Annotated in this window: 18 protein-coding genes; 9 read left to right on the forward strand and 9 right to left on the reverse strand. The window is 70.1% G+C overall.

All coding sequences use genetic code 11. The annotated features are described in order from the left end of the window. Positions 1 to 86 precede the first annotated feature (86 nt). Together AB0B86_RS21485 and AB0B86_RS21490 are read right to left on the reverse strand one after the other, a co-directional pair. Positions 87 to 1,037, reverse strand: coding sequence for a malate dehydrogenase (locus AB0B86_RS21485; RefSeq protein ID WP_357403025.1), 951 nt, complete (start codon positions 1,035 to 1,037; stop codon positions 87 to 89). 126 nt (positions 1,038 to 1,163) lie between these two features. Continuing rightward, positions 1,164 to 2,024: a bifunctional methylenetetrahydrofolate dehydrogenase/methenyltetrahydrofolate cyclohydrolase gene (locus AB0B86_RS21490; RefSeq protein ID WP_357403023.1), complete on the reverse strand. Its 861-nt coding sequence runs from the start codon at positions 2,022 to 2,024 to the stop codon at positions 1,164 to 1,166. A gap of 449 nt (positions 2,025 to 2,473) precedes the next feature. On the opposite strand from AB0B86_RS21490, the gene AB0B86_RS21495 reads away from it, so the two are divergent. The 5 genes from AB0B86_RS21495 (at position 2,474) to AB0B86_RS21515 (ending at position 8,244) form a co-directional block, all read left to right on the forward strand. Further along, positions 2,474 to 4,075, forward strand: a complete 1,602-nt coding sequence (locus AB0B86_RS21495) for an ABC transporter substrate-binding protein (protein WP_357403021.1) — start codon at positions 2,474 to 2,476, stop codon at positions 4,073 to 4,075. Between the two features lie 198 nt (positions 4,076 to 4,273). Further along, positions 4,274 to 5,212 (forward strand): ABC transporter permease, encoded by a 939-nt coding sequence (locus tag AB0B86_RS21500; RefSeq protein WP_357403019.1) that lies wholly within the window; start codon positions 4,274 to 4,276, stop codon positions 5,210 to 5,212. A gap of 18 nt (positions 5,213 to 5,230) precedes the next feature. After that, positions 5,231 to 6,187, forward strand: a complete 957-nt coding sequence (locus AB0B86_RS21505; protein WP_357403017.1) for an ABC transporter permease — start codon at positions 5,231 to 5,233, stop codon at positions 6,185 to 6,187. Positions 6,188 to 6,194: 7 nt separating this feature from the next. After that, complete coding sequence (locus AB0B86_RS21510) at positions 6,195 to 7,226, forward strand: ABC transporter ATP-binding protein (RefSeq protein ID WP_357403015.1); 1,032 nt, start codon at positions 6,195 to 6,197, stop codon at positions 7,224 to 7,226. Further along, positions 7,207 to 8,244, forward strand: coding sequence for a dipeptide ABC transporter ATP-binding protein (locus AB0B86_RS21515; protein ID WP_357419627.1), 1,038 nt, complete (start codon positions 7,207 to 7,209; stop codon positions 8,242 to 8,244). The genes AB0B86_RS21510 and AB0B86_RS21515 overlap by 20 nt, the downstream gene beginning before the upstream one ends. 121 nt (positions 8,245 to 8,365) lie before the next feature. On the opposite strand, the gene purH is transcribed toward AB0B86_RS21515, so the two are convergent. Both purH and purN read right to left on the reverse strand, forming a co-directional pair. After that, positions 8,366 to 9,937: a bifunctional phosphoribosylaminoimidazolecarboxamide formyltransferase/IMP cyclohydrolase gene (purH, locus tag AB0B86_RS21520; RefSeq protein ID WP_357403011.1), complete on the reverse strand. Its 1,572-nt coding sequence runs from the start codon at positions 9,935 to 9,937 to the stop codon at positions 8,366 to 8,368. After that, on the reverse strand, positions 9,934 to 10,554 hold the full coding sequence (purN, locus tag AB0B86_RS21525; protein WP_112583771.1) for a phosphoribosylglycinamide formyltransferase: 621 nt from the start codon (positions 10,552 to 10,554) through the stop codon (positions 9,934 to 9,936). Before purN ends, purH begins: the two co-directional genes overlap by 4 nt. Positions 10,555 to 10,843: 289 nt before the next feature. On the opposite strand from purN, the gene AB0B86_RS21530 reads away from it, so the two are divergent. Beyond that, the gene (locus tag AB0B86_RS21530; RefSeq protein WP_357403008.1) at positions 10,844 to 11,389 is read left to right on the forward strand and encodes a DUF4190 domain-containing protein; all 546 of its coding nucleotides are present in this window, start codon (positions 10,844 to 10,846) and stop codon (positions 11,387 to 11,389) included. 276 nt (positions 11,390 to 11,665) lie between these two features. Here AB0B86_RS21530 and AB0B86_RS21535 read toward each other — a convergent pair whose 3' ends face one another. After that, positions 11,666 to 12,955, reverse strand: a complete 1,290-nt coding sequence (locus tag AB0B86_RS21535) for a DUF6350 family protein (protein WP_357403006.1) — start codon at positions 12,953 to 12,955, stop codon at positions 11,666 to 11,668. A 198-nt stretch (positions 12,956 to 13,153) separates the two neighbouring features. Between AB0B86_RS21535 and AB0B86_RS21540 the strand changes: the two genes are divergently transcribed. Then, positions 13,154 to 13,420, forward strand: a complete 267-nt coding sequence (locus AB0B86_RS21540; protein ID WP_179780945.1) for a DUF4190 domain-containing protein — start codon at positions 13,154 to 13,156, stop codon at positions 13,418 to 13,420. Between the two features lie 74 nt (positions 13,421 to 13,494). Here the strand turns inward: AB0B86_RS21540 and sucD are convergent, their stop codons facing one another. From sucD to AB0B86_RS21555, 3 genes are all read right to left on the reverse strand, one after another. After that, positions 13,495 to 14,382: a succinate--CoA ligase subunit alpha gene (gene sucD, locus AB0B86_RS21545; RefSeq protein ID WP_357403004.1), complete on the reverse strand. Its 888-nt coding sequence runs from the start codon at positions 14,380 to 14,382 to the stop codon at positions 13,495 to 13,497. Positions 14,383 to 14,384: 2 nt separating this feature from the next. After that, positions 14,385 to 15,563: an ADP-forming succinate--CoA ligase subunit beta gene (gene sucC, locus AB0B86_RS21550; protein ID WP_357403002.1), complete on the reverse strand. Its 1,179-nt coding sequence runs from the start codon at positions 15,561 to 15,563 to the stop codon at positions 14,385 to 14,387. A gap of 438 nt (positions 15,564 to 16,001) precedes the next feature. Continuing rightward, positions 16,002 to 16,406 (reverse strand): cobalamin B12-binding domain-containing protein, encoded by a 405-nt coding sequence (locus AB0B86_RS21555; protein ID WP_357403000.1) that lies wholly within the window; start codon positions 16,404 to 16,406, stop codon positions 16,002 to 16,004. 455 nt (positions 16,407 to 16,861) lie between these two features. On the opposite strand from AB0B86_RS21555, the gene AB0B86_RS21560 reads away from it, so the two are divergent. Together AB0B86_RS21560 and AB0B86_RS21565 are read left to right on the forward strand one after the other, a co-directional pair. Beyond that, the gene (locus tag AB0B86_RS21560) at positions 16,862 to 17,569 is read left to right on the forward strand and encodes a M23 family metallopeptidase (protein WP_357402998.1); all 708 of its coding nucleotides are present in this window, start codon (positions 16,862 to 16,864) and stop codon (positions 17,567 to 17,569) included. A 262-nt stretch (positions 17,570 to 17,831) separates the two neighbouring features. Beyond that, the gene (locus AB0B86_RS21565; RefSeq protein ID WP_357419632.1) at positions 17,832 to 18,602 is read left to right on the forward strand and encodes a M23 family metallopeptidase; all 771 of its coding nucleotides are present in this window, start codon (positions 17,832 to 17,834) and stop codon (positions 18,600 to 18,602) included. A gap of 109 nt (positions 18,603 to 18,711) precedes the next feature. Here AB0B86_RS21565 and pcrA read toward each other — a convergent pair whose 3' ends face one another. Beyond that, on the reverse strand, positions 18,712 to 21,117 hold the full coding sequence (gene pcrA / locus AB0B86_RS21570) for a DNA helicase PcrA (RefSeq protein WP_357419636.1): 2,406 nt from the start codon (positions 21,115 to 21,117) through the stop codon (positions 18,712 to 18,714). Positions 21,118 to 21,339: the final 222 nt, after the last annotated feature.

The following is a 21,339-nucleotide window of genomic DNA, read 5'->3' on the forward strand; positions in this document are numbered from 1 at the left end:
TCAAACCGGTGACGGGAGTTCACCAGTGTGCTCTTCCTATCGCGTCGGCGAAGCCGACGCGCCCCTCTCTCGGAGTGGCTGGTGTTTCACATGCTGGAGATGTCGCCCTGCTTGGCGCGGACGGCCTCGGCGGCCTCCTTGAGGCTGGCCAGCTCGTCGGCGTCCAGGTCGGTCTCGACGACCCGCTTGACGCCCTCGGCGCCGATCTCGGCCTCGACGCCCAGGTAGACACCGGAGATGCCGTACTCACCGTCGACCCAGGCGCAGACCGGCATGACCTCGCCGGAGTCCTCGGCGACGGCCTTCGCCATGCGGGCCGCGGCGGCGGACGGGGCGTAGTACGCCGAACCCGTCTTGAGCAGCGCGACCACCTCGGCGCCACCGTTGCGGGTCTTGACGACCAGCTCCTCGATCTGCTCGGCCGGCATCGCGTCACGCAGCGGCTTGCCGTTGACGGTGCTCTTCGACGGGACCGGGACCATGGTGTCGCCGTGCGAGCCCAGGGTCAGGGTGCGTACCGACGCCACCGGCACGTTCAGCGCCTCGGCGACGAAGTTGCTGAACCGGGCGGTGTCGAGCATGCCGGCCTGGCCGAGGACCCGGTTCTTCGGGAACTGGGTGGCCAGCTGCGCCAGCGCGGTCATCTCGTCGAGCGGGTTGGAGACGACGATGACGACGGCGTTCGGCGCGTACTTGGCGACGTTCTCGGCGACCTGCCGGACGATCTTGGCGTTGGTCTCCAGCAGGTCCATCCGGCTCATGCCGGGCTTACGCGGCAGACCAGCGGTGATCACGACGACGTCGGAGCCCTCGATGGCCTCGTAGCCCTCACCGTTGCGGCCGGTGGTGACGCCGACCACCTTGGTCTCGAAGCCCTCGATGGCCCGGGACTGGTTGAGGTCGAGCGCGAGACCCGCGGGCTTGCCCTCCACGATGTCGGTGATCACTACGGTGTCGAAGACGTCGTACTCGGCCAGGCGCTGTGCGGTGGTGGAGCCGTAGAAGCCAGCCCCGACGACAGTGACCTTCTTACCCATGGTCGTCCCACTCCCTGATACCAGTCGGTTTTCCGGACCGTATCAGTCATCCTGGCACCGATCAGGCCAGGGGCGGCGGCCATCGCCGGGATGGGGCGAACGTCACCGCTGTCGCCGGCGCACGTTTCAGCCGCGTTCGGCGCGCTCCACCACGTTGCTGAGCAGCATGGCCCGCGTCATCGGCCCGACACCGCCGGGCATGGGGACCAGGGCGCCGGCCGTCTCGGCCACCTCCGGGTCCACGTCGCCGGTGTAGCGGCCCTTGCCGTCCGCGCCGATCACCCGGGTGATGCCGACGTCGACCACCACCGCACCCGGGTTGATCATGTCGGCGGTGAGCAGACCCGGTACGCCGGCCGCGACGATGACGATGTCGGCGGCCCGGGTGTGCGAGGCGAGGTCGAGGGTGCCGGTGTGGCACAGGGTGACGGTGGCGTTCTCGCTGCGGCGGGTGAGCAGCAGGCCGAGCGGTCGACCGACGGTGTTGCCCCGGCCGACGACGGCGACGGTGGCGCCGCGCAGGGCCACGTCGTGGCGGCGGAGCAGCTCGATGATGCCGCGCGGGGTGCAGGGCAGCGGGCCGTCGTAGCCGAGCACGAGCCGGCCCAGGTTGACCGGGTGCAGGCCGTCGGCGTCCTTGTCCGGGTCGATCAACTCCAGCACACGCTGGGTGTCGAGGTGGGCCGGCAGCGGCAGTTGGACGATGTAGCCGTGGCACGCCGGGTCGGCGTTCAGCTCGGCCAGCACGTCGTCCACCTGCTGCTGGGTGGCGTCGGCCGGCAACTCCCGGCGGATCGAGGCGATGCCCACCTCGGCGCAGTCGCGGTGCTTGCCGTTGACGTACGCCTGACTGCCCGGATCCGCCCCGACCAGGACCGTGCCCAGCCCGGGGGTGATGCCGCGTTCCGCGAGTGCCTTCACCCGGATCCGCAGCTCGTCCTTGATCTCCGCCGCGGTTGCCTTGCCGTCCAGAAGCGTCGCCGTCACGTCCAGATCGTCTCACGACCGCCGCCCGCGGTTCCGACGACCTCGTCCGGCCGGCCCCCTGCGGCCCCGATCACCACCTGCCGAAGGTGACCATCTGTGACGTGTTGCTCGTCACTGTGAGTCACTCAGTGTTTATTCGGTCACCGTCGAACCACGCGGGCCGGTCGCAGCCGACGAATACCGGATGGGCGTCTCAACGCGTGCCGGTTCCACCCAGAAGGCGGCGGCAGGGCTGGAAACGAGCAGCATATTCGAAGGCAGGTGCCGTTTCGACCGGTTTGGGCTAGCAGCCCGATGGCGGGTCGACAAGAGAGTCGCCGCCAGACCGTTACCCACCCGCAACCGCGTCGTTGTCGAAGCCTCGCCGCCGACCTACCGTTACCGCTTGTTGCGCAGCGTAAACCCAGCGTCGGGCCTGACTGCGCAGCGTGAGGAGATGAGGAGGCTCAATGCGAGTTCGTAGACTCGCCGCCTGGACCGCCCTCCCGCTCGCGGTGACGCTGGGCCTCGCGGCCTGCGGCAGCGGCGGAGACGGTGGATCCGGTGGCAGCGACAGTTCGACGGTCAGCATCCAGATCGCCGAGCCGAAGCACCTGGTTCCCACAAACACCACCGAGACGTCCGGCTCGCAGGTCATCGCCGGCCTGTTCAGCCCGCTCGTCGACTACGACGCCCAGAACAAGCCGTACGAGGTCGCGGCCGACTCGGTCACCTCGACCGACAACAAGGTCTGGACGATCAAGCTCAAGGACGGCTACACCTTCCACAACGGCGAGAAGGTCACGGCCGAGGACTACATCAACGCCTGGAACTACGGCGCGTACGCCCCCAACGGTCAGGACACCAACCCGTTCTTCGAGAAGATCGCCGGTTACGCCGACCTGCAGGGCAAGGAGCCGAAGGCCAAGGAGATGTCCGGGCTGAAGAAGGTCGACGACCTCACCTTCACCGTGACGCTCAACGAGCCGTACATCGACTTCAAGACCACGCTGGGCTACAACGCGTTCTTCCCGATGCCGGACGCCGCGTTCTCGGCCCCGGGCGTGCTCAAGGACTCCTACGAGCAGGCGCCGATCGGACAGGGCCCCTTCAAGATGAAGGGCACCTGGCAGCACGACAGCAAGATCGAGGTCGAGCGCTACGACGCCTTCCCGGGTGAGAAGCCCAAGGTGAAGAACGTCGAGTTCCGGATCTACCAGCAGCTCACCGCGGCCTACGCGGACGTCCTGGCGGACAACCTGGACGTGCTGCCCACGATCCCGACCGAGAGCCTGAGCACCGCGCCGAGCGACCTGGGCGACCGGTACAAGACCAGCCCGATGTCGTCGTTCCAGTTCCTGGCGTTCCCGACGTTCGACAAGGACTACAGCAACCCGGACGTCCGTAAGGCCATCTCGATGGCGATCGACCGTGACGAGATCACCAAGTCGGTCTTCAAGGGCTCGCAGACGTCGGCGCGCTCCTTCGTCTCGCCGGTCCTGCCGGGCTACCGGGACGACACCACGGGCAAGTCGGGCGAGTTCAACCCGACCGAGGCCAAGAAGCTCTACCAGGCCGCCGGTGGCCCGTCGAAGATCGTCATCTCGTACAACGGCGACGGCGGTCACAAGGACTGGGTCGACGCCACCGTCAACCAGCTCAAGACCAACCTGGGCGTGGACGCGGTGGGTTCGGCCGAGCCGAAGTTCGCCGACCTGCTCACCAAGGTCGAGAACAAGACGCCGGTGGGTGCGTTCCGGATGGGTTGGGTCATGGACTACCCGACCATGGAGGACTACCTCGGCCCGCTGTACAGCACGAACGGCTCGTCGAACTACTACGGCTACAGCAACCCGGAGTTCGACAGGCTGGTCAAGGAGGGTTCCGCCGCCAAGACGCAGGACGAGGCGATCGCCAAGTACCAGCAGGCGGAGGACATCCTGGCCAAGGACATGCCGGTGATCCCGCTCCGCTTCGGCGAGAACGTGTTCGGCCACTCGTCCAAGGTCAAGAACGTGGAGATGGACCTGTTCCAGCGGGTCAACCTCGTCAAGATCGAAGCGGCCAGCTGAGCTGACCATGGTGCGGGCCACCCGGGCGACGTCGCCCGGGTGGCCCGGACCGCGTCACCGGGGGCCGGGCCGCAGCAGCGGACCCGGCGTCGGTGGTGCCTGCTCCCCCGGGCCGGACAGCGCATCTCAGATATTTCGGGTACGACCAGAGATGCCGTCCTGCGACCCTTTCGCACATTTCCGGAGAGACTGCTAAGCATGTTCCGCTACATCTTGCGGCGCCTACTGCAGATGGTCCTGGCGTTCTTCGGGACCACCCTGATCGTCTACGCGCTGACATTCGCCGGGCAGGGTGACCCGATCCAGGCACTCGCCGGTGAGCGGCCGGTGACACCGGCCCAACGGGAGTACCTGACCGAGAAGTACAACCTGGATCAGACAGGCGTCGGCGGCTTCTTCTACCGCTACTTCGACTACGTCAAGGACCTGCTCCAGGGCAACCTGGGCGAGTCGCTCACCGGTCGGAGCATCGGCGACATCCTCCAGCAGGCCTGGCCGGTCACCGTACGACTCGCGCTCATCGCGCTCGCCGTGGCGATCATCTTCGGCGTCAGCGCCGGTGTGCTCGCCGGCATCCGCCGGGCCAGCATCTTCGACAACTCGACGCTGGTGCTGACCCTGCTGGTGCTGGGCATCCCGACCATCGTGCTGGCCCCGCTGGCGCAGTACTTCCTGGGCGTCAAGTTCCAGCTCTTCCCGCCCACCGCCGGCTCCGACCCCTCGTTCTACGCGCTCCTGCTGCCGGGCATCGTGCTCGGCTCGTTGTCGCTGGCCACCGCGTTGCGGCTCACCCGCGCCTCGGTCGCGGAGAACCTGCGTGCCGACTACGTCCGGACCGCCCGGTCGAAGGGCCTGGTCAAGCGCCGCATCGTCATCGTCCACGTGCTGCGCAACTCGCTCATCCCGGTCATCACCTTCCTCGGTGTGGAGCTGGGCAACCTGATGAGCGGCGCGATCATCACCGAGGGCGTCTTCAACATCCCCGGCGTGGGCTTCAACCTCTTCCGCGGCATCCGCACCGAGGACGGCCCCCTGGTGGTGGGCATCGTCAGCGTGCTGGTCGTGGTCTACCTGGTCTCGAACCTGGTGGTGGACGTCCTGTACGCCGTACTCGACCCAAGGATCCGCTATGAGTGAGCGCAGCGAGGTGCGGGCATGAGTGACTTCGAGACGGTGGCGGCCAGCGAGAACCAGGCCGCACGGCGGGGCCCTTCGGGCGAGCCGGGCACACCCAACCAGGTCGGCGTCGCGAACAAGCCCCGCAGCCTGGCCGGAGACGCGTGGCGCGACCTGCGTCGCAACCCGATCTTCTGGATCTCGCTGGCGCTTGTCGTCATCTTCACCCTGATGGCGTTGCTCCCGGGCGTGTTCACCGCCAACAACCCGAACGACTGCCTGCTCTCCCGGCAGCACGCGGGCCCGTCCGGCGGGGCCATTTTCGGGTACGACTTCCAGGGCTGCGACACGTACTCCCGGGCGGTCTACGGCACCCGGGCGTCGCTGCTCGTCGGCGCCCTCGCCGCGCTCGGCACCGGGATCATCGCCCTGGTGATCGGCATGCTGGCGGGTTACTTCGGTCGCTGGGTCGACGCGGTGCTCTCCCGGGTGATCGACATTGTGCTCGGCATCCCGCTGCTGCTGGCCGCGATCGTGCTGCTCAAGCGGGTGTCGAGCGACAGCCAGTGGGCACGGATCGGTGCTGTCGTCTTCGTGCTTGCCCTACTCGGCTGGACCACCGCCGCCCGGGTGGTGCGCTCCTCGGTGATCACCGCCAAGGAGCAGGACTACGTCGCGGCGGCCCGGATGCTCGGCGCCGGCAACAGCCGGATCATGTGGCGGCACATCCTGCCGAACTCGCTGGCCCCGGTCATCGTCGTGCTGACAATCGCGCTCGGCTCGTTCATCGCGGCCGAGGCGACGCTCTCCTTCCTGGGCATCGGCCTCAAGGCGCCGACCATCTCCTGGGGTCAGGACATCGACACCGGCCGGATCCACATGCGGGAGGCAGCGACGCCGCTGATCGTCCCGTCGGCATTCCTCGCGCTGACCGTGCTGGCGTTCATCATGCTCGGCGACGCGATCCGTGACGCCTTCGACCCGAAGCTGCGGTGATACAGCAATGACCGTCCAACCCACACCCGCCTCCGCCACGCCCGAGGCCGGTCACCTGCTCGAACTGCGGGACCTGCACGTCGAGTTCCGCACGAACGAGGGCGTGGCCCGAGTGATCAACGGCGTGTCCTACCACCTGGACGCCGGCGAGACGCTCGCCGTGCTCGGCGAGTCCGGCTCGGGCAAGTCGGTCACCGCCCAGGCGATCATGGGCATCCTGGACACCCCACCGGCGTTCGTCCGCTCCGGCCAGATCCTCTACCAGGGTCAGGACCTGCTCACCCGCTCTGAGGAGCAGCGCCGGCAGGTCCGCGGCACGGAAATCGCGATGATCTTCCAGGACGCGCTCTCCGCCTTGAACCCGGTCTTTCCGGTCGGCTGGCAGATCGGCGAGACGCTGCGCCAGCGCGCCGGCATGTCCCGGTCCGACGCCCGGCGACGCGCCATCGAGCTGATGGACCTGGTCAAGATCCCGGGGGCCGCCAAGCGGATCGGGGACTACCCGCACCAGTTCTCCGGCGGCATGCGGCAGCGCGTCATGATCGCCATGGCGTTGGCGCTCGACCCGAAGGTGCTGATCGCCGACGAGCCCACCACCGCGCTCGACGTGACGGTCCAGGCCCAGATCATGGACCTGCTGGCCGAACTGCGCCGGGAACGCGACATGGCGATGATCCTGATCACCCACGACCTGGGTGTGGTCGCCGGTGTCGCGGACCGGATCGCTGTCATGTACGCCGGTCGGATCGTCGAACACGCCGACGTCCGCTCGCTCTACAAGGCGCCTGCCCACCCGTACACGAAGGGTTTGTTGGAGTCGATCCCGCGCCTGGACGTCCGTGGCACGGAGCTGTCGACGATCAAGGGTTTGCCGCCGAACCTGATGCGCATCCCGTCCGGCTGCCCGTTCCACCCCCGGTGCCCGTACGTCCAGCAGGTCTGCGTGGACGTCGTACCGCACGACCTGGTCCTCGGCGACGGCCGGACCAGTGCTTGCCACTTCGCGCAGGAGGTCCGTGATGACAGCGTCGCCCGCTAACCCCACCAAGGTCCGCGGCGAGACGATCCTCTCCGTCGACAACCTCGTGAAGCACTTCCCGATCACGCAGGGCGTCCTGTTCCAGCGGCAGATCGGCGCGGTCAAGGCCGTCGACGGGGTGAGCTTCGAACTGCGCCGGGGCGAGACGCTGGGCGTGGTCGGCGAGTCCGGCTGCGGCAAGTCCACGCTCGCCCGACTGCTGATGCGACTGGAGACGCCCACCTCGGGAAGCGCCACCCTGGAGGGTCGGGACCTGTTCAAGGCCTCCGGGGGCGAGTTGCGTCGGGTACGCCGCAACATGCAGATGGTGATGCAGGACCCGTACACCTCACTCAACCCGCGGATGACAGTCGGCGACATCATCGGCGAGCCGTTCGAGATCCACTCGGATGCCGCTCCGAAGGGCAGCAAGCAGAAGCGGGTCCAGGAGTTGCTCGACCTGGTCGGGCTCAACCCGGAGCACATCAACAGGTACCCGCACCAGTTCTCCGGCGGTCAGCGGCAGCGCATCGGCATCGCCCGCGCCCTCGCCCTGCGGCCCGAGGTGATCGTCTGCGACGAGCCGGTGTCGGCGCTCGACGTCTCCATCCAGGCCCAGGTGATCAACCTGCTCAAGCAGCTCCAGGACGAGCTGGGGCTCTCGTACATCTTCATCGCGCACGACCTGTCAGTGGTGCGGCACATCGCCGACCGGGTGGCGGTGATGTACCTCGGCCGGATCGTGGAGATCGGCACCGAGGACGAGATCTACGAGCGAGCCACCCACCCGTACACCCAGGCTCTGCTCTCCGCGGTGCCGGTGCCGGACCCGGAGGCCCGCGACCAGCGCAACATCATCCGTCTGGTCGGCGACTTGCCCAGCCCGGCCGACCCGCCGAGCGGGTGCCACTTCCGGACCCGCTGCTGGAAGGCCCAGGACATCTGCGCCGTAGAGGACCCGGCCACGGTCCCAAGGGCAGCCGACCCGCACCCGTCCGCCTGCCACTTCGCCGAACTCCGCCCCACCCTCCCCGCCTAACCCGGACCCCCCGCCCCGCCCCGTCGATCATGGAGTTGTGGTGGGCAGCTTATGTGCCTACGCCCCTTTTGCGGGGCACCACAACTCCATGATCGACGGGGTGAGGAGGACGGGGACCGGGTTAGTGGAAGAAGTGGCGGGTTCCCGTTAGGTACATGGTTACGTTTGCCTTCTTGGCGGCTTCGATGACCTCTTCGTCGCGGATCGAGCCGCCGGGCTGGACGATGGCGCGGACACCGGCGTCGATGAGGATCTGCGGGCCGTCGGCGAACGGGAAGAACGCGTCCGACGCGGCCACCGAGCCGCGGGCCCGGTCGGCGCCGGCGCGGCTGACCGCGAGCTGCGCCGAGTCGACCCGGTTGACCTGACCCATGCCGACCCCGACGGTGGCGCCGCCCTTGGCGAGCAGGATGGCGTTGCTCTTCACCGCGCGGACCGCCCGCCAGGCGAACGCCAGATCACGCAGCAGTTCCTCGTCGGCGGCCTCGCCGGTAGCCAGCTGCCAGTTGGCCGGGTCGTCGCCGGAGGCGTCCACCCGGTCGGCGACCTGGGACAGCACGCCACCGGTCACCTGCCGCCACTCGAGAGCAGCCGGGGTCCAGGCCGGCGCGCGCAGCAGCCGGATGTTCTTCTTGCCCTGCAACACCTCGACCGCGCCCTCGTCGAAGCCGGGGGCGACAACCACCTCGGTGAAGATCTCGGCCACCTGCCGGGCCAGCTCGACCGAGACCGGGCGGTTGACCGCGATCACGCCGCCGAACGCCGACACCGGGTCACAGGCGTGCGCCAGGCGGTGCGCCTCGGCCACGTCCGCGCCGACAGCGATGCCGCACGGGTTGGCGTGCTTGATGATCGCGGCGGCCGGCTGGTCGGCGAAGTCGTTCGCGGCCCGCCAGGCGGCGTCCGCGTCGACGTAGTTGTTGTACGACATCTCCTTGCCGTGCAGCTGCTCGGCCTGGGCCAGCCCCGCCGGGGCGTCCGGGTCGACGTACAGCGCGGCCGGCTGGTGCGGGTTCTCCCCGTAGCGCAGCACCGTCGACTTGCGCAGCGCCGAACCGCTGAACGCCGGCCAGGAGTCGTCGGCCGGTGCCAGTTCCCGGGCGCACCACTCGGCGACCGCCACGTCGTACTCGGCGATGTCGGCGAACGCCCGCGCGGCCAGCGCCCGACGCTGGGCCAGGGTGAACCCGCCCTCGCCGAGCGCGCCGATCAGCGCGGGGTAGCCGGTCGGGTCGGTGAGCACGGCGACCGAGGCGTGGTTCTTGGCGGCGGCCCGCACCATGGCCGGGCCACCGATGTCGATCTGCTCCACGCACTCCTCGACGCCGGCGCCGGAGGCGACCGTCGCCTGGAACGGGTAGAGGTTGGAGACCAGCAGGTCGAACGCCGCCACCCCCAGCTCGTCGAGCTGCGTGACGTGGGTGTCCTTGCGCAGGTCGGCGAGGAGACCGGCGTGCACCTTCGGGTGCAGGGTCTTCACCCGGCCGTCGAGTACCTCCGGGAAACCGGTCACCGTCTCCACCGGCGTCACCGGCACCCCGGCGGCGGCGATGGTGCCCGCGGTGCTGCCGGTGGACACGATCTCCACACCGGCCGCGTGCAGGGCCTGGGCCAGCTCGACCAGACCGGTCTTGTCGTAGACGCTGACCAGCGCCCGCCTGATCGGGCGACGCCCGTCCTGAGTGGGACTCACGGAACCGTGACCTTCCTTCCGGTGATGGTCCAGCCTTCGCGGACCAGCCGACCGACCTGCTCGACGAGCTGGCGCCGCTCGGCTTCCTTGATGCGCTCGGTGAGCGTGTCGACGTCGTCGTCGTCAAGCACCGGCACCGCTACCTGCGCGACGATCGGCCCGGTGTCCATGCCGGCGTCGACGAAGAAGAGGGTGGCCCCGGTGAGCTTCACGCCGTAGGCGAGGGCGTCCCGCGGACCGTGGATGCCGGGAAACGCCGGCAGCAGGGTGTTGTGGGTGTTCAGGTAACGGTCGCCGAAGGCGGCGAGGAAGTGCGGACCGACCAGCTTGAGGAAACCGGCGGAGATGACCAGGTCGGGCTGGTGCTTCGCGACGTGCGCGGTGAGCGCGCGGTCCCAGTCCTCGCGCGTGTCGTGGTCACGGACCCGCTCGACGAAGGTCGGCACCCCGGCAGCCTCGGCCCGGTCCAGGCCCGCGATGCCGTCGCGGTCCGCGCCGACCGCGACGACCTGCGCGCCGTACGCGGGGTCGGCGGCGGCATCCAGCAACGACTGGAGGTTGCTCCCGGAGCCGGAGATGAGGACGACGATGCGGGCGACAGGCGCGGGCTCGGTCACCGGGCCACCCTATCGGGCAGGTCAGGATGCCCATCCGCTGGGCGGTGGCTCGATCTTGGCAGCGTCGACGTGCATCGACCCGGTACGCTGCCGGTCGCTCGGGCCGAACGTCCCGCCGGCCCGCGCCCCGGTGCCGGCCCGACTCGCGGATCGAGCAAGAAGGGCCCTTTCCTTGTGGTTCGGGGAAAATGTCCCCCGGGTGCTGCACTGGGCATCGGGAGGGCTGACCGCGATCATGGATGGAAACAATCAGCAGTAACTGACGGAACCAGTCCAAGGAGCTTTTCGAATGCAGCCCGGTAACCCCGGTCAGGACCCGTACGGCCAGCCCAACCAGGACCCGACCGCCCCCCAGCCGCCAGCCGCCCCGTACGGCCAGCAGCCCACCTCCGGCCAGCCGTACGGCCAGCAGGACCCGTACGCGGCCCCCCAGGCCCCGTACGGCCAACAGCCCACCTCGGGGCAGCCGTACGGCCAGCAGCCGTCGTACCCGGACCCGTACGGCCAGCAGCAGCCCCAGTACGGCGGCGCCCCGACGTACCCGAACGCCGGATACCCGCAGGCCGCCGGGCAGAACAACACCCTCGGCCTGGTGTCGATGATCCTCGGTATCGCGTCGATCCCGTTGCTGTGCTGCTTCTACCTGGGCATCCCGGTCGGCATCGCGGCCGTGGTCACCGGTTACCTCGCCCGGCAGAAGGTCGCCCAGGGCCAGGCCAACAACGCCGGACAGGTCAAGGCCGGCCTGATCTGCGGCGCGGTCGGCGTCGGGCTCGGCATCCTGTTGATCATCCTGGCCGTCGCGGCGCAGTTCACCCTGCCCGGCCAGTCCTGACCCAGGTGGGGTCTGTTTCGTAAGAGCTGGCCGGCCTGCGGCGGGCCCGAACGACGCCCGGCGGCGTTGCGGTTTCGCCGGATCGCCGCCCGGACTCCGCCTCGGCTCGACCGCCCTTATGAAACAGACCCTGGCCGCCCACGGGGCGCTCCGGATCCGTCCGGGGCGCCCCGCGCTCGTCGGTGCGGTGGTGACGGCGCGGATGGCGTCCCGCACCCACCAGACAGCCGTCGCGAGGTGAGCCGGCCTACCGGGCGGGGGCGCGGGTGAGCCGGCCTACTGGGCGGGGGCGCGGGTGAGCGCTCGGGTGGCCGCGGCACCGAGCAGTGCGCCGACCGCGATGATCCCGGCCGCCACCGCCCCGACCTGCCAGCCCACCGGCCCGACCTGGGCCAGCCGCCCAGCACCGAGCGGCCCGCCGGACACCGCGGCGGTCACACCGAGCAGCACCCCGGCCACCGGCCCGGCCAGCGCCGCCGGCACCAGCACCTCGGCCCAGCGCTGCGGGGCCCGCTCCGGCCCGGCGAGTCGCGCCACCCGGCGGGCGAGCAACCAACCGGCCACCATCCCGGCCAGCACCGGCACCGCGAGCAGCAGGGCGCCCAGACCGTCCACCGGACCTCGGGGCAGGCCGGCGAGCAGTGGCACGGCCGGCAACGCTCCTACCGACACCTCGCTGGTGCGGACCGCGGTGTCGGTGCCGACCGCGAACCCCGGCCCGAGCAGGTAGCTGGCCGACCAGATCGCCGCGTTCGGCGCGTACGCGGCGCTGACCAGGGTGATGCCGGCCTGCCCGGCCACCCCGGTCCGGTACGCGCCGAGCATGTCGGCCGCGTCGCCGCCGCCGGTGGCCACGGCCAGGCCAGCCGCACCGGCACCCGCGCCGAGCAGCAGCAGCCCGGCCACCAGGCCGGTGCGCACGCCGTCGCGCACCTGGTCCGGCAACCGGGTGACGAGCAACCGGGTCACGGCGGTGACGCGGGTCGCGCCGACCAGCGCGGCGAGGGTGCCCACAAGCGCGAACGTCGCTCCGGCCCGGAGCACGGAGACGTCCGGTCCGTCGGCGCCGATCAGCACCGCCGCGAGCGCGCCGAGCAGCGCGTACGCGACGCCGACCGCACCCGCGGCGAGCAGCGCCCGACGCGGTGAGCGGGTGTCCCGGGCGCCGATCGCGCGGCTGACGTGCACACCGGCCCGGGTCAGCCGCCACAGCGCGAGCCCGGTGAGCGCCAGTGGGGCCAGCCCGAGCGGACCGGACGCGGTGTGCAGCGGCACGCCGTGCCCGAGCAGCCAGCCGGCCAGCGCGGTGCGCAGGGTGTCGGCAAGCGTGCTGGAATCCGCGCCGAGCTGGACCAGGCCGAGCACGAGGGCAACCGGCAGGTAGGAGGTGAGCGCGGCCCAACAGGCGGCCACCCCGGCGGCGACGGGCAACGGCGCCCGTCCGCGTGGCGCCCCACTCGCGCGGGGCGCGGGCACCCGTCGGGCCGGTGCGGCACGATGGACCGTCCGGTCGTCGGCGCGCACACCGCCGGGACGGCTGGGACGGTCAGGGGTGACGGGGGACATCCGCTCTACTCTGGCACGTCGTGAAGGCGGTGGCAGTCCGTTAACCCGTTCAAAGGGCGACGAGTTGACCGAACCAGGGCCCCAGCGACCCGGTCCGGTCTAGCCTCGGCCACAGGGGGCGCGATTCGCTGCCGCCCGGGTCGGGTCCGCCGGTCGCGGTCCGGCCGGCTCGCCGCCCACGACCGCCCGGAGGAAGCTGTGACGACGCCATACCCGCCACCCCCGCCCCCACCGGCCCGCGGACGGGACCGGACCACGCTGTGGGGCGTGTTGGGCATCGTGCTGGGGCTGATCTGCTGCGGCATCCTGGGCATCATCTTCGGCTACCTGTCCATCCGGGACGCCCGCCGGTACGGGCAGTCGCCGCTGCTGGGCTATCTCGCCATCGTGTTCGGCGTGATCAACATCATCGGCGGGGCGATCCTGCGCGCGACAGGCAACTACCCGTTCTGGAACAACGACTGAGCAGCGACGGGCGCGGGTACGCCGAAGGGGGTCGACCGTGACCGGTCGACCCCCTTCGGTACTGCCTGGCCGGCTCAGTTGCCGGACATGAGCTCCCGCATCAGGTTCGCGGTCTCGGTCGGCGTCTTGCCGACCTTGACCCCGACCGCCTCCAGCGCCGCCTGCTTCGCCTCGGCGGTGCCGGCCGAGCCGGAGATGATCGCTCCGGCGTGGCCCATGGTCTTGCCGGGCGGGGCGGTGAAGCCGGCGATGTAGCCGACCACCGGCTTGGTGACGTTCGCCTTGATGAACTCGGCGGCCCGCTCCTCGGCGTCGCCACCGATCTCACCGATCATCACGATGGCGTCGGTCTCCGGGTCGGCCTCGAACGCCGCGAGGGCGTCGATGTGGGTGGTCCCGATGATCGGGTCACCGCCGATGCCGACGCAGGTGGAGAAGCCGATGTCGCGCAGCTCGTACATCATCTGGTAGGTCAGCGTGCCGCTCTTGCTGACCAGGCCGATTCGGCCGGAGCCGGTGATGTCGGCCGGAATGATGCCGGCGTTGGACGCGCCGGGCGAGGCGATGCCGGGGCAGTTCGGCCCGATGATCCGGGTCTGCTCGCCCTTTGCCACGTTGTAGGCCCAGAACGACGCGGTGTCGTGCACCGGGACGCCCTCGGTGATCACCACGGCCAGGCCGATCGCGGCGTCGATCGCCTCGACCACGGCGGCCTTGGTGAACTGCGGCGGCACGAAGATGACTGTGACGTCGGCCCCGGTCTCGGCCATCGCGTCGGCGACCGACGCGAAGACCGGCAGCTCGGTGCCGTCGAAGTCGACAGTCTGGCCCGCCTTGCGCGGGTTGACGCCGCCCACCACGTTGGTGCCGGCGGCCAGCATCCGCCGGGTGTGCTTGGAGCCCTCGGAGCCGGTCATCCCCTGAACGATGACCTTCGAATCCTTGGTCAGCCAGATAGCCATGATCAGACCCCCGCAGCTGCCAGCTCGGCGGCCCGCTCGGCCGCGCCGTCCATGGTGTCCACCCGCTGCACGAGCGGGTTGTTCGCGCCGTCCAGGATCGCCCGGCCGGCCTCGGCGTTGTTGCCGTCGAGACGGACGACGAGCGGCTTGGTGACCTGCTCGCCGCGCTGCTCCAGCAGGGCCAGCGCCTGGATGATGCCGTTGGCGACCTCGTCGCAGGCGGTGATGCCGCCGAAGACGTTGACGAAGACGCTCTTCACGGCCGGGTCGGAGAGCACGATCTCCAGCCCGTTCGCCATCACCGCGGCGCTCGCGCCGCCGCCGATGTCGAGGAAGTTGGCCGGCTTGACGTTGCCGTGCCGCTCGCCGGCGTACGCGACCACGTCGAGGGTGGACATGACCAGACCCGCGCCGTTGCCGATGATGCCGACCTCGCCGTCGAGCTTGACGTAGTTGAGGTCCTTGGCCTTGGCGGCCTGCTCCAGCGGGTCCACCGCGGCCTGGTCGACCAGGGCCTCGTGGTCCGGGTGCCGGAACGCCGCGTTCTCGTCCAGGCTGATCTTGGCGTCGAGCAGCAGCAGCCGACCGTCACCGTTCTTGGCCAGCGGGTTGACCTCGACAAGCGTGGCATCCTCGGCGACGAACGCCTGCCACAGGCCGACGGCCACCTGGACCACCTGGTCGGCGACCTCGGCCGGGAAGCCGGCGGCGGTCACGATCTCGCGGGCCTTCGCCTCGTCCACGCCCTTGACGGCGTCGATCGGGGCCTTCACCACCTTGTCGGGGGTGTCGGCGGCGACCTGCTCGATGTCCATGCCGCCGGCCACGCTGGCGATGCAGAGGAAGGTGCGGTTCGCGCGGTCGAGCAGGTACGAGAAGTAGTACTCCTCGGCCACGTCCGCGGTCACCGTGATCATGACCTTGTGGACGGTGTGGCCCTTGATGTCCATACCGAGGATGTCGGTGGCCCGGGCCACCGTCTCCTCGGCGCCCTCGGCCAGCTTGACGCCGCCGGCCTTGCCTCGGCCGCCGACCTTCACCTGCGCCTTGACGACCACGCGACCGCCGAGGCGTTCAGCGATCGCACGGGCCTCTTCCGGGGTAGTGGCGACGCCGCCGGCCAACACGGGCAAGCCGTGCCGCTCGAACAGGTCCCGCCCCTGGTACTCGTACAGGTCCACGATTGCGCGTCCCGTCCCGTCTCCGCGGCGCGCCGTCGCGCCGCTACCAGCGTTCAAAAAACAGTTTGACGCCTGTCATCAGTTGAAACAGGCCATTGGCCGCAGCCTAGCGAGGTCGGCACCGCCGGCAACCGAGCGGGTGCGTGGTGTGCGGTAATGCACAACCGGACATCGGGAGCAGCGGGTTTCCGGCCATGACCCGGTCCGCATCCACCGTCCGGGCGATGTTGCCCTGGTGGCGTAACCCGGCAGTGGGGGCGTCGTTGAGTCAGATGTCGGAGCGCTGAACAGCGCGATGACGGGAGACGGCCGATGCCCTGTCGGTCGAGGGGTGGCGGCGGGGCATCGTGCATAGAGGGGCCGGACGTGTGAGGGGTGCGTCCGGCCCCTCCCCCGTGCCCAGATTCGGTCGCCCAGTGCCGACCGTCGCGACGAGCCTCAGGAAACTGGCTGGGCGACGTTCTCCCGGACCCACTCGACGATCGCCTGAGTGGTGGCGCCCGGGGTGAAGACCTTCGCGACGCCCAGCTTTTCCAGCTCGGGAATGTCGCCGTTCGGAATGATGCCGCCACCGAATACGACGATGTCGCGGGCGTCCCGCTCACCGAGCAGTTCCAGCACCCGCCGGAAGAGCGTCATGTGCGCACCGGAGAGGATGGACAGGCCGACCGCGTCGGCGTCCTCCTGGATGGCGGTCTCCACGATCTGCTCGGGGGTCTGGTGCAGGCCGGTGTAGACGACCTCCATCCCGGCGTCGCGCAGTGCGCGTGCGACGACCTTGGCCCCCCGGTCGTGGCCGTCCAGACCGGGCTTGGCGACGACGACCCGAATACGAGAGCTCATCAACGCACACCTTTCACCGGCTTCACGGCCTTCACCTGAACGAACGGTAACCCGGCGAACCCCGCTCGGGAAATCCGGGTTCCGCGCCCCGCAATCGCCCGCCGCGACCACGGGCCGGCCGGGACCGGCCCACCGCCGCGATCCGTACCCTCCCAGGGTTCACCGACCCCGCCCGCAGTCAAGCCGGACGACTCCGCCGGTCCGGTCACGCTCGGCGACGAACGGGCAGCAACAGGGGCACCGTTCGGCGTCACGATGCATGACAATAGTGGACGCAAACGGACAGATCGACACGCCAATTTTCCGCTCTAGCTTGTGACTCCTCTGGTGGTTGGCTAACGTGTCCACGGTTGTCATCAGGTCCATGGACGGGTGACGACGCGGTCAGCGGACGTTCACTGGAGCTTCACGAACGTCCACCGGTCGCTTCGGAACCCCGACAACGGAGGGTGTGCGTGCGCCAGCGCCTGTCGTCTGAGCCCGATCGATATCGCGGTCGTCGCCGCGTTCCCACCCCCCCGCGTAGCCGTTATGCCGCTGTCGTCACCACCGCTTTCGTCGGGGCCGGCATCGTTGCACTCGGCGCCAGCGCCCTGCCGGACGCCAAGGACGTCAGCCCCACGGTGCTTGACGAGCTCAAGCAGGCGTCGGTCAACAGTCAGGACATTGCGGCCCGGGCGGACAACGCCGAGCGCGCCTCGCGCGACAGCCGCAGCAAGGACAGCGCCGAGCCCGAGGTGTGGCTGCTGCCGCTGCAGGGCTACGACTTCAACTCGCCCTACGGGGTGCGCTGGGGCAAGATGCACACCGGCGTCGACCTGGTCGCGGGCGAGGGCACTCCCTACGTCGCGATCCACGACGGGCTGGTCACCAAGGCCGGCTGGTTCGGCGGGTACGGCAACGCGGTGATCGTGCAGCACGCCGACGGCAGTGAGGCCATCTACGGTCACTCCTCCGCGGTGAGCGTGAAGGAAGGCCAGCAGGTCAAGGCTGGCGACCAGCTCGGCCTGGTGGGCCAGACCGGCCACGCGTACGGCACCCACCTGCACCTGGAGATCCATGTCAAGGGCCAGCCGATCGACCCGGTGCCCTACCTCCAGGAGCGCGGAGTGGACATCAAGCTGCAAGTCGAGGCAATTTACAGCGAGGTAGCCGGCTCCTGACGCTGCGTACTGTTCGTTGACCGCCCGGATCTGTCGGTCCGGGCGGTTTTTCGTTGGCGATGTCTCCCAGGTCACAGCGGAAATTGTGAGCGGCAACACGGTGTCACATGATCACTTTTACGGTCGTAGCGCTGCGATGTAGGGCATATCCGGACAGGCGAGCTGCGCTCCGTCGTCCGGCCACCCGGTCCCCATCCCGCCCCCGGCCGGGCCCGACACCAGTATTTCGAGGTCAAGTGCCCCTCGACTGTGAAGGTCCGCCGTGCAGGAAGACAGCCCCGTCCAGAACGAGAACACCCCCGACACCGCCGCGACAGAGCGGCCGCAGCACCCCCGTCGACGCAACCGCCTCATCGTGCTCGGCGCCGCCGCGCTGATCGCTCTCGGCCTCGGTGGCGTCGTCGTCGCCACCGCCGGCACCGACCAGCCGGCACCCACCGCCGTCTCCCTCGACGCGCAGTCCCGCAACGAGGCCGCCAACCGGGCCGACCGCTCCGCTCGCGAGGCGAGCACGCCGGTCACCCCCGCAGCCAGCCCGACGCCGAGCCCGTCCGTGACGAGCGCCAGCCCGGCACCCACGAAGACGGTCACCGCGAAGGCCAAGCCCAAGCCGAAGAAGACAAGCAAGCCCACGCCCGCCTGGGTCGACCCGATGCCGGGCGCCGAGGTCACCTCCTGCTACGGACAGCGCTGGGGAACCCTGCACGCCGGCATCGACCTGGCGCTGCCCTCCGGTACGCCGATCCGCGCCGCGGCCGCCGGCACCGTGACCCAGGCCGGTGACGCCGCGGACGGGTACGGCAACTCCGTCTTCATCGACCACGGCACCGGGTACCTGACCCACTACGCCCACCAGAGCCGCATCGCGGTCACCGTCGGGCAGAAGGTCAAGGCCGGCCAGATCATCGGCTACGAAGGCGCGACCGGCGACGCCACCGGCCCGCACCTGCACTTCGAGGTGCACCAGGGCATGTGGAACCAGATCGACCCGGCCCCGTTCATGCGGGCGCACGGCGTGGATCTCGGCTGCTGAGTGCGCGGGCGGGGACCGTGGAGCTGAGCGCCGCGGTCCACCGCCCGACCCGCCGGCATCTGCCGTTCAGGCCCGCGCCGGCCGCCGTCGGCGACAATGCGGGCCTGGGTCAGAGTTTGTCGACCGGGGCGTGCCGTAGCACCAGCCACATGGTCTGGTCGCCGAAGTCGATCTGCGCCCGCGCACCCGGGCCGTGCCCCTCGACGGCGAGCACCCGCCCCAGCCCGTACCGCTGGTGGTTGACCCGGTCACCGGCCGACACCTTCGGCCCCTGCGGCAGCTCACTGGCCGTGGTCAGCCGGCTGGCGTCCACGCCGAGCCGCTGCGCCAACTGGGCCGCCTTCGGCGTACCCCCGGTGAAGTTGCCACGCGCGCCGGGCGCGCGGTCCGCGCGGCCGCCGACGCCGCCACCCCCGCCGGCCCACGACGTGTACGACCCCTCGGTGCGCTCCCAGTGCACAAGCTCGGTCGGCAACTCCTCCAGGAACCGCGACGGCGGGTTGTAGGACGGCTGCCCCCAGGCCGAGCGGGTCACCGCGCGGGAGAGGTAGAGCCGCTGTCGGGCACGGGTGATGCCGACGTACGCCAGCCGACGCTCCTCCTCCAGCTCCCGGGTGTCGCCCAGCGAGCGCAGGTGCGGAAAGACGCCGTCCTCCAGCCCGGTCAGGAAGACGACCGGGAACTCCAGCCCCTTGGCGGTGTGCAACGTCATCAGAGTGACCACACCCTGATGGTCGGGATCGTCGGAGGGGATCTGGTCGGCGTCGGCGACAAGCGCCACCTGCTCCAGGAAGCCGGCCAGGGTGGCCCGCTCCCCCTCCTCGCCAAGCGCCTCGATCCGCTCGGTGTACTCCCGGGCGACGCTCACCAACTCCTGGAGGTTGTCCACCCGGCCGGCGTCCTGCGGGTCCAGGCTCTCCTCCAGCTCGGTGAGGTAGCCGGAGCGGGTCAGCAGCGCCTCCAGCACCTCCTCCGGGGTGCCGGTCTCGGACAGCTCCCGGGCGCTGTCGAGCAGCGCCACGAAGTCGGCGATGCCGTTCGCCGCCCGGCTGGAGATGCCCGGTGCCTCCCGGGCCCGGCGCAGCGCCGCGCCGAACGAGATCCGGTCGCGGCTGGACAGCGCCTCGACGCACGCCTCGGCGCGGTCGCCGATCCCCCGGCGCGGGGTGTTGAGGACCCGCCGCAGGCTCACCGTGTCGTCGTCGTTTACCACCGAGCGCAGGTACGCCAGTGCGTCGCGGACCTCCTTGCGCTCGTAGAAGCGCACCCCGCCGACCACCTTGTAGGGCAGGCCGACCCGGATGAACACCTCTTCGAACACCCGGGACTGGGCGTTGGTGCGGTAGAAGACCGCGACGTCGCCAGGTCGGGTCTCGTCGGCGTCGACCAGCCGGTCGATCTCCCGGCCCACCCAGTCGGCCTCGGCGTGCTCGGTGTCGGCCACGTAGCCGACGATCTGCTCGCCGTTGCCGGCCTCGCTCCACAGCCGCTTGGGCTTGCGGGAGGTGTTCCGGTCGATCACGGCGTTCGCCGCGTTGAGGATGGTCTGGGTGGAGCGGTAGTTCTGCTCGAGCAGGATCGTCCGGGCGTTCGTGAAGTCCCGTTCGAACTCCAGGATGTTGCGGATCGTCGCGCCCCGGAACGCGTAGATCGACTGGTCGGCGTCGCCCACCACGCACAGCTCGGCGGGCTCCAGCCCGTCGGTGCCGGACACCAGCTCCTTGATCAGCACGTACTGGGCGTGGTTGGTGTCCTGGTATTCGTCCACGAGCACGTGCCGGAACCGCCGACGGTAGCTCTCCGCGACGTGCGGGTGGGACTGGAGCAGGTGCACCGTCGTCATGATCAGGTCGTCGAAGTCGAGCGCGTGTGCCTCGCGCAGCCGACGCTGGTAGAGCGTGTACGCCTCGGCCAACGCCCGCTCGTTGGGCCCGGTGGCCCGCGCCGCGAACTGCTCCGGGTCGACCAGCTCGTTCTTGAGATTGGAGACCTGGGCGGCCAGCCCGCGCGCCGGGTAGCGCTTCGGGTCGAGATCGAGCTCGCGGGTCACGAGCTGCATCAGTCGGCGGGAGTCGTCCGCGTCATAGATCGAGAACGTCGACTTGAGGCCGGCGTGCTCGTGCTCGGCGCGCAGGATCCGGACGCACGCGGAGTGGAACGTCGACACCCACATCAGCCGCGCCCGGGGGCCGACAAGCGCGGCGACCCGCTCCTTCATCTCGCCGGCCGCCTTGTTGGTGAAGGTGATCGCGATGATCTCCCCCGGATGGACGTCCCGTGCGGCGAGCAGATAGGCGATCCGGTGGGTGAGCACCCGGGTCTTGCCGGATCCGGCGCCGGCCACGATCAACAGCGGCGAGCCGGCGTGGCTGACCGCGTCGCGCTGTGGCCCGTTCAGCCCGGCGAGCAGCTGCTGCGGATCGAGGCGCACGGGGGCTGGCCCGGGTCGGTGCGGGCGGGCCGGCGCGGATTCCGGCGCGGGCGGGGACGCGGGAATGTCGAAGAGAGGATGCATCGCCCGACAAGTCTATGCCGCCGGTCGGACACTCCCCCGCCCGCTGGGCCGAGGCGCGAGCAAGGGGCGGGAATGCTTGCGCAGCCGGTGTCGAGGTGGGCATACTCGTCAGCGTGATCGCTGCGCGCTACCACTTTTACTATGGCACCGGGAGTCCGGCTGCCGTAGGTCGCGCCTGATCGATTCAGACCTGCAAAAGCCCCGGGCTCCTGGAGTCCGGGG

Origin of the sequence: Micromonospora sp. NPDC049047 (genome assembly GCF_040649135.1) — a bacterium.
In the GTDB taxonomy this organism is placed as follows: Bacteria; Actinomycetota; Actinomycetes; order Mycobacteriales; family Micromonosporaceae; genus Micromonospora.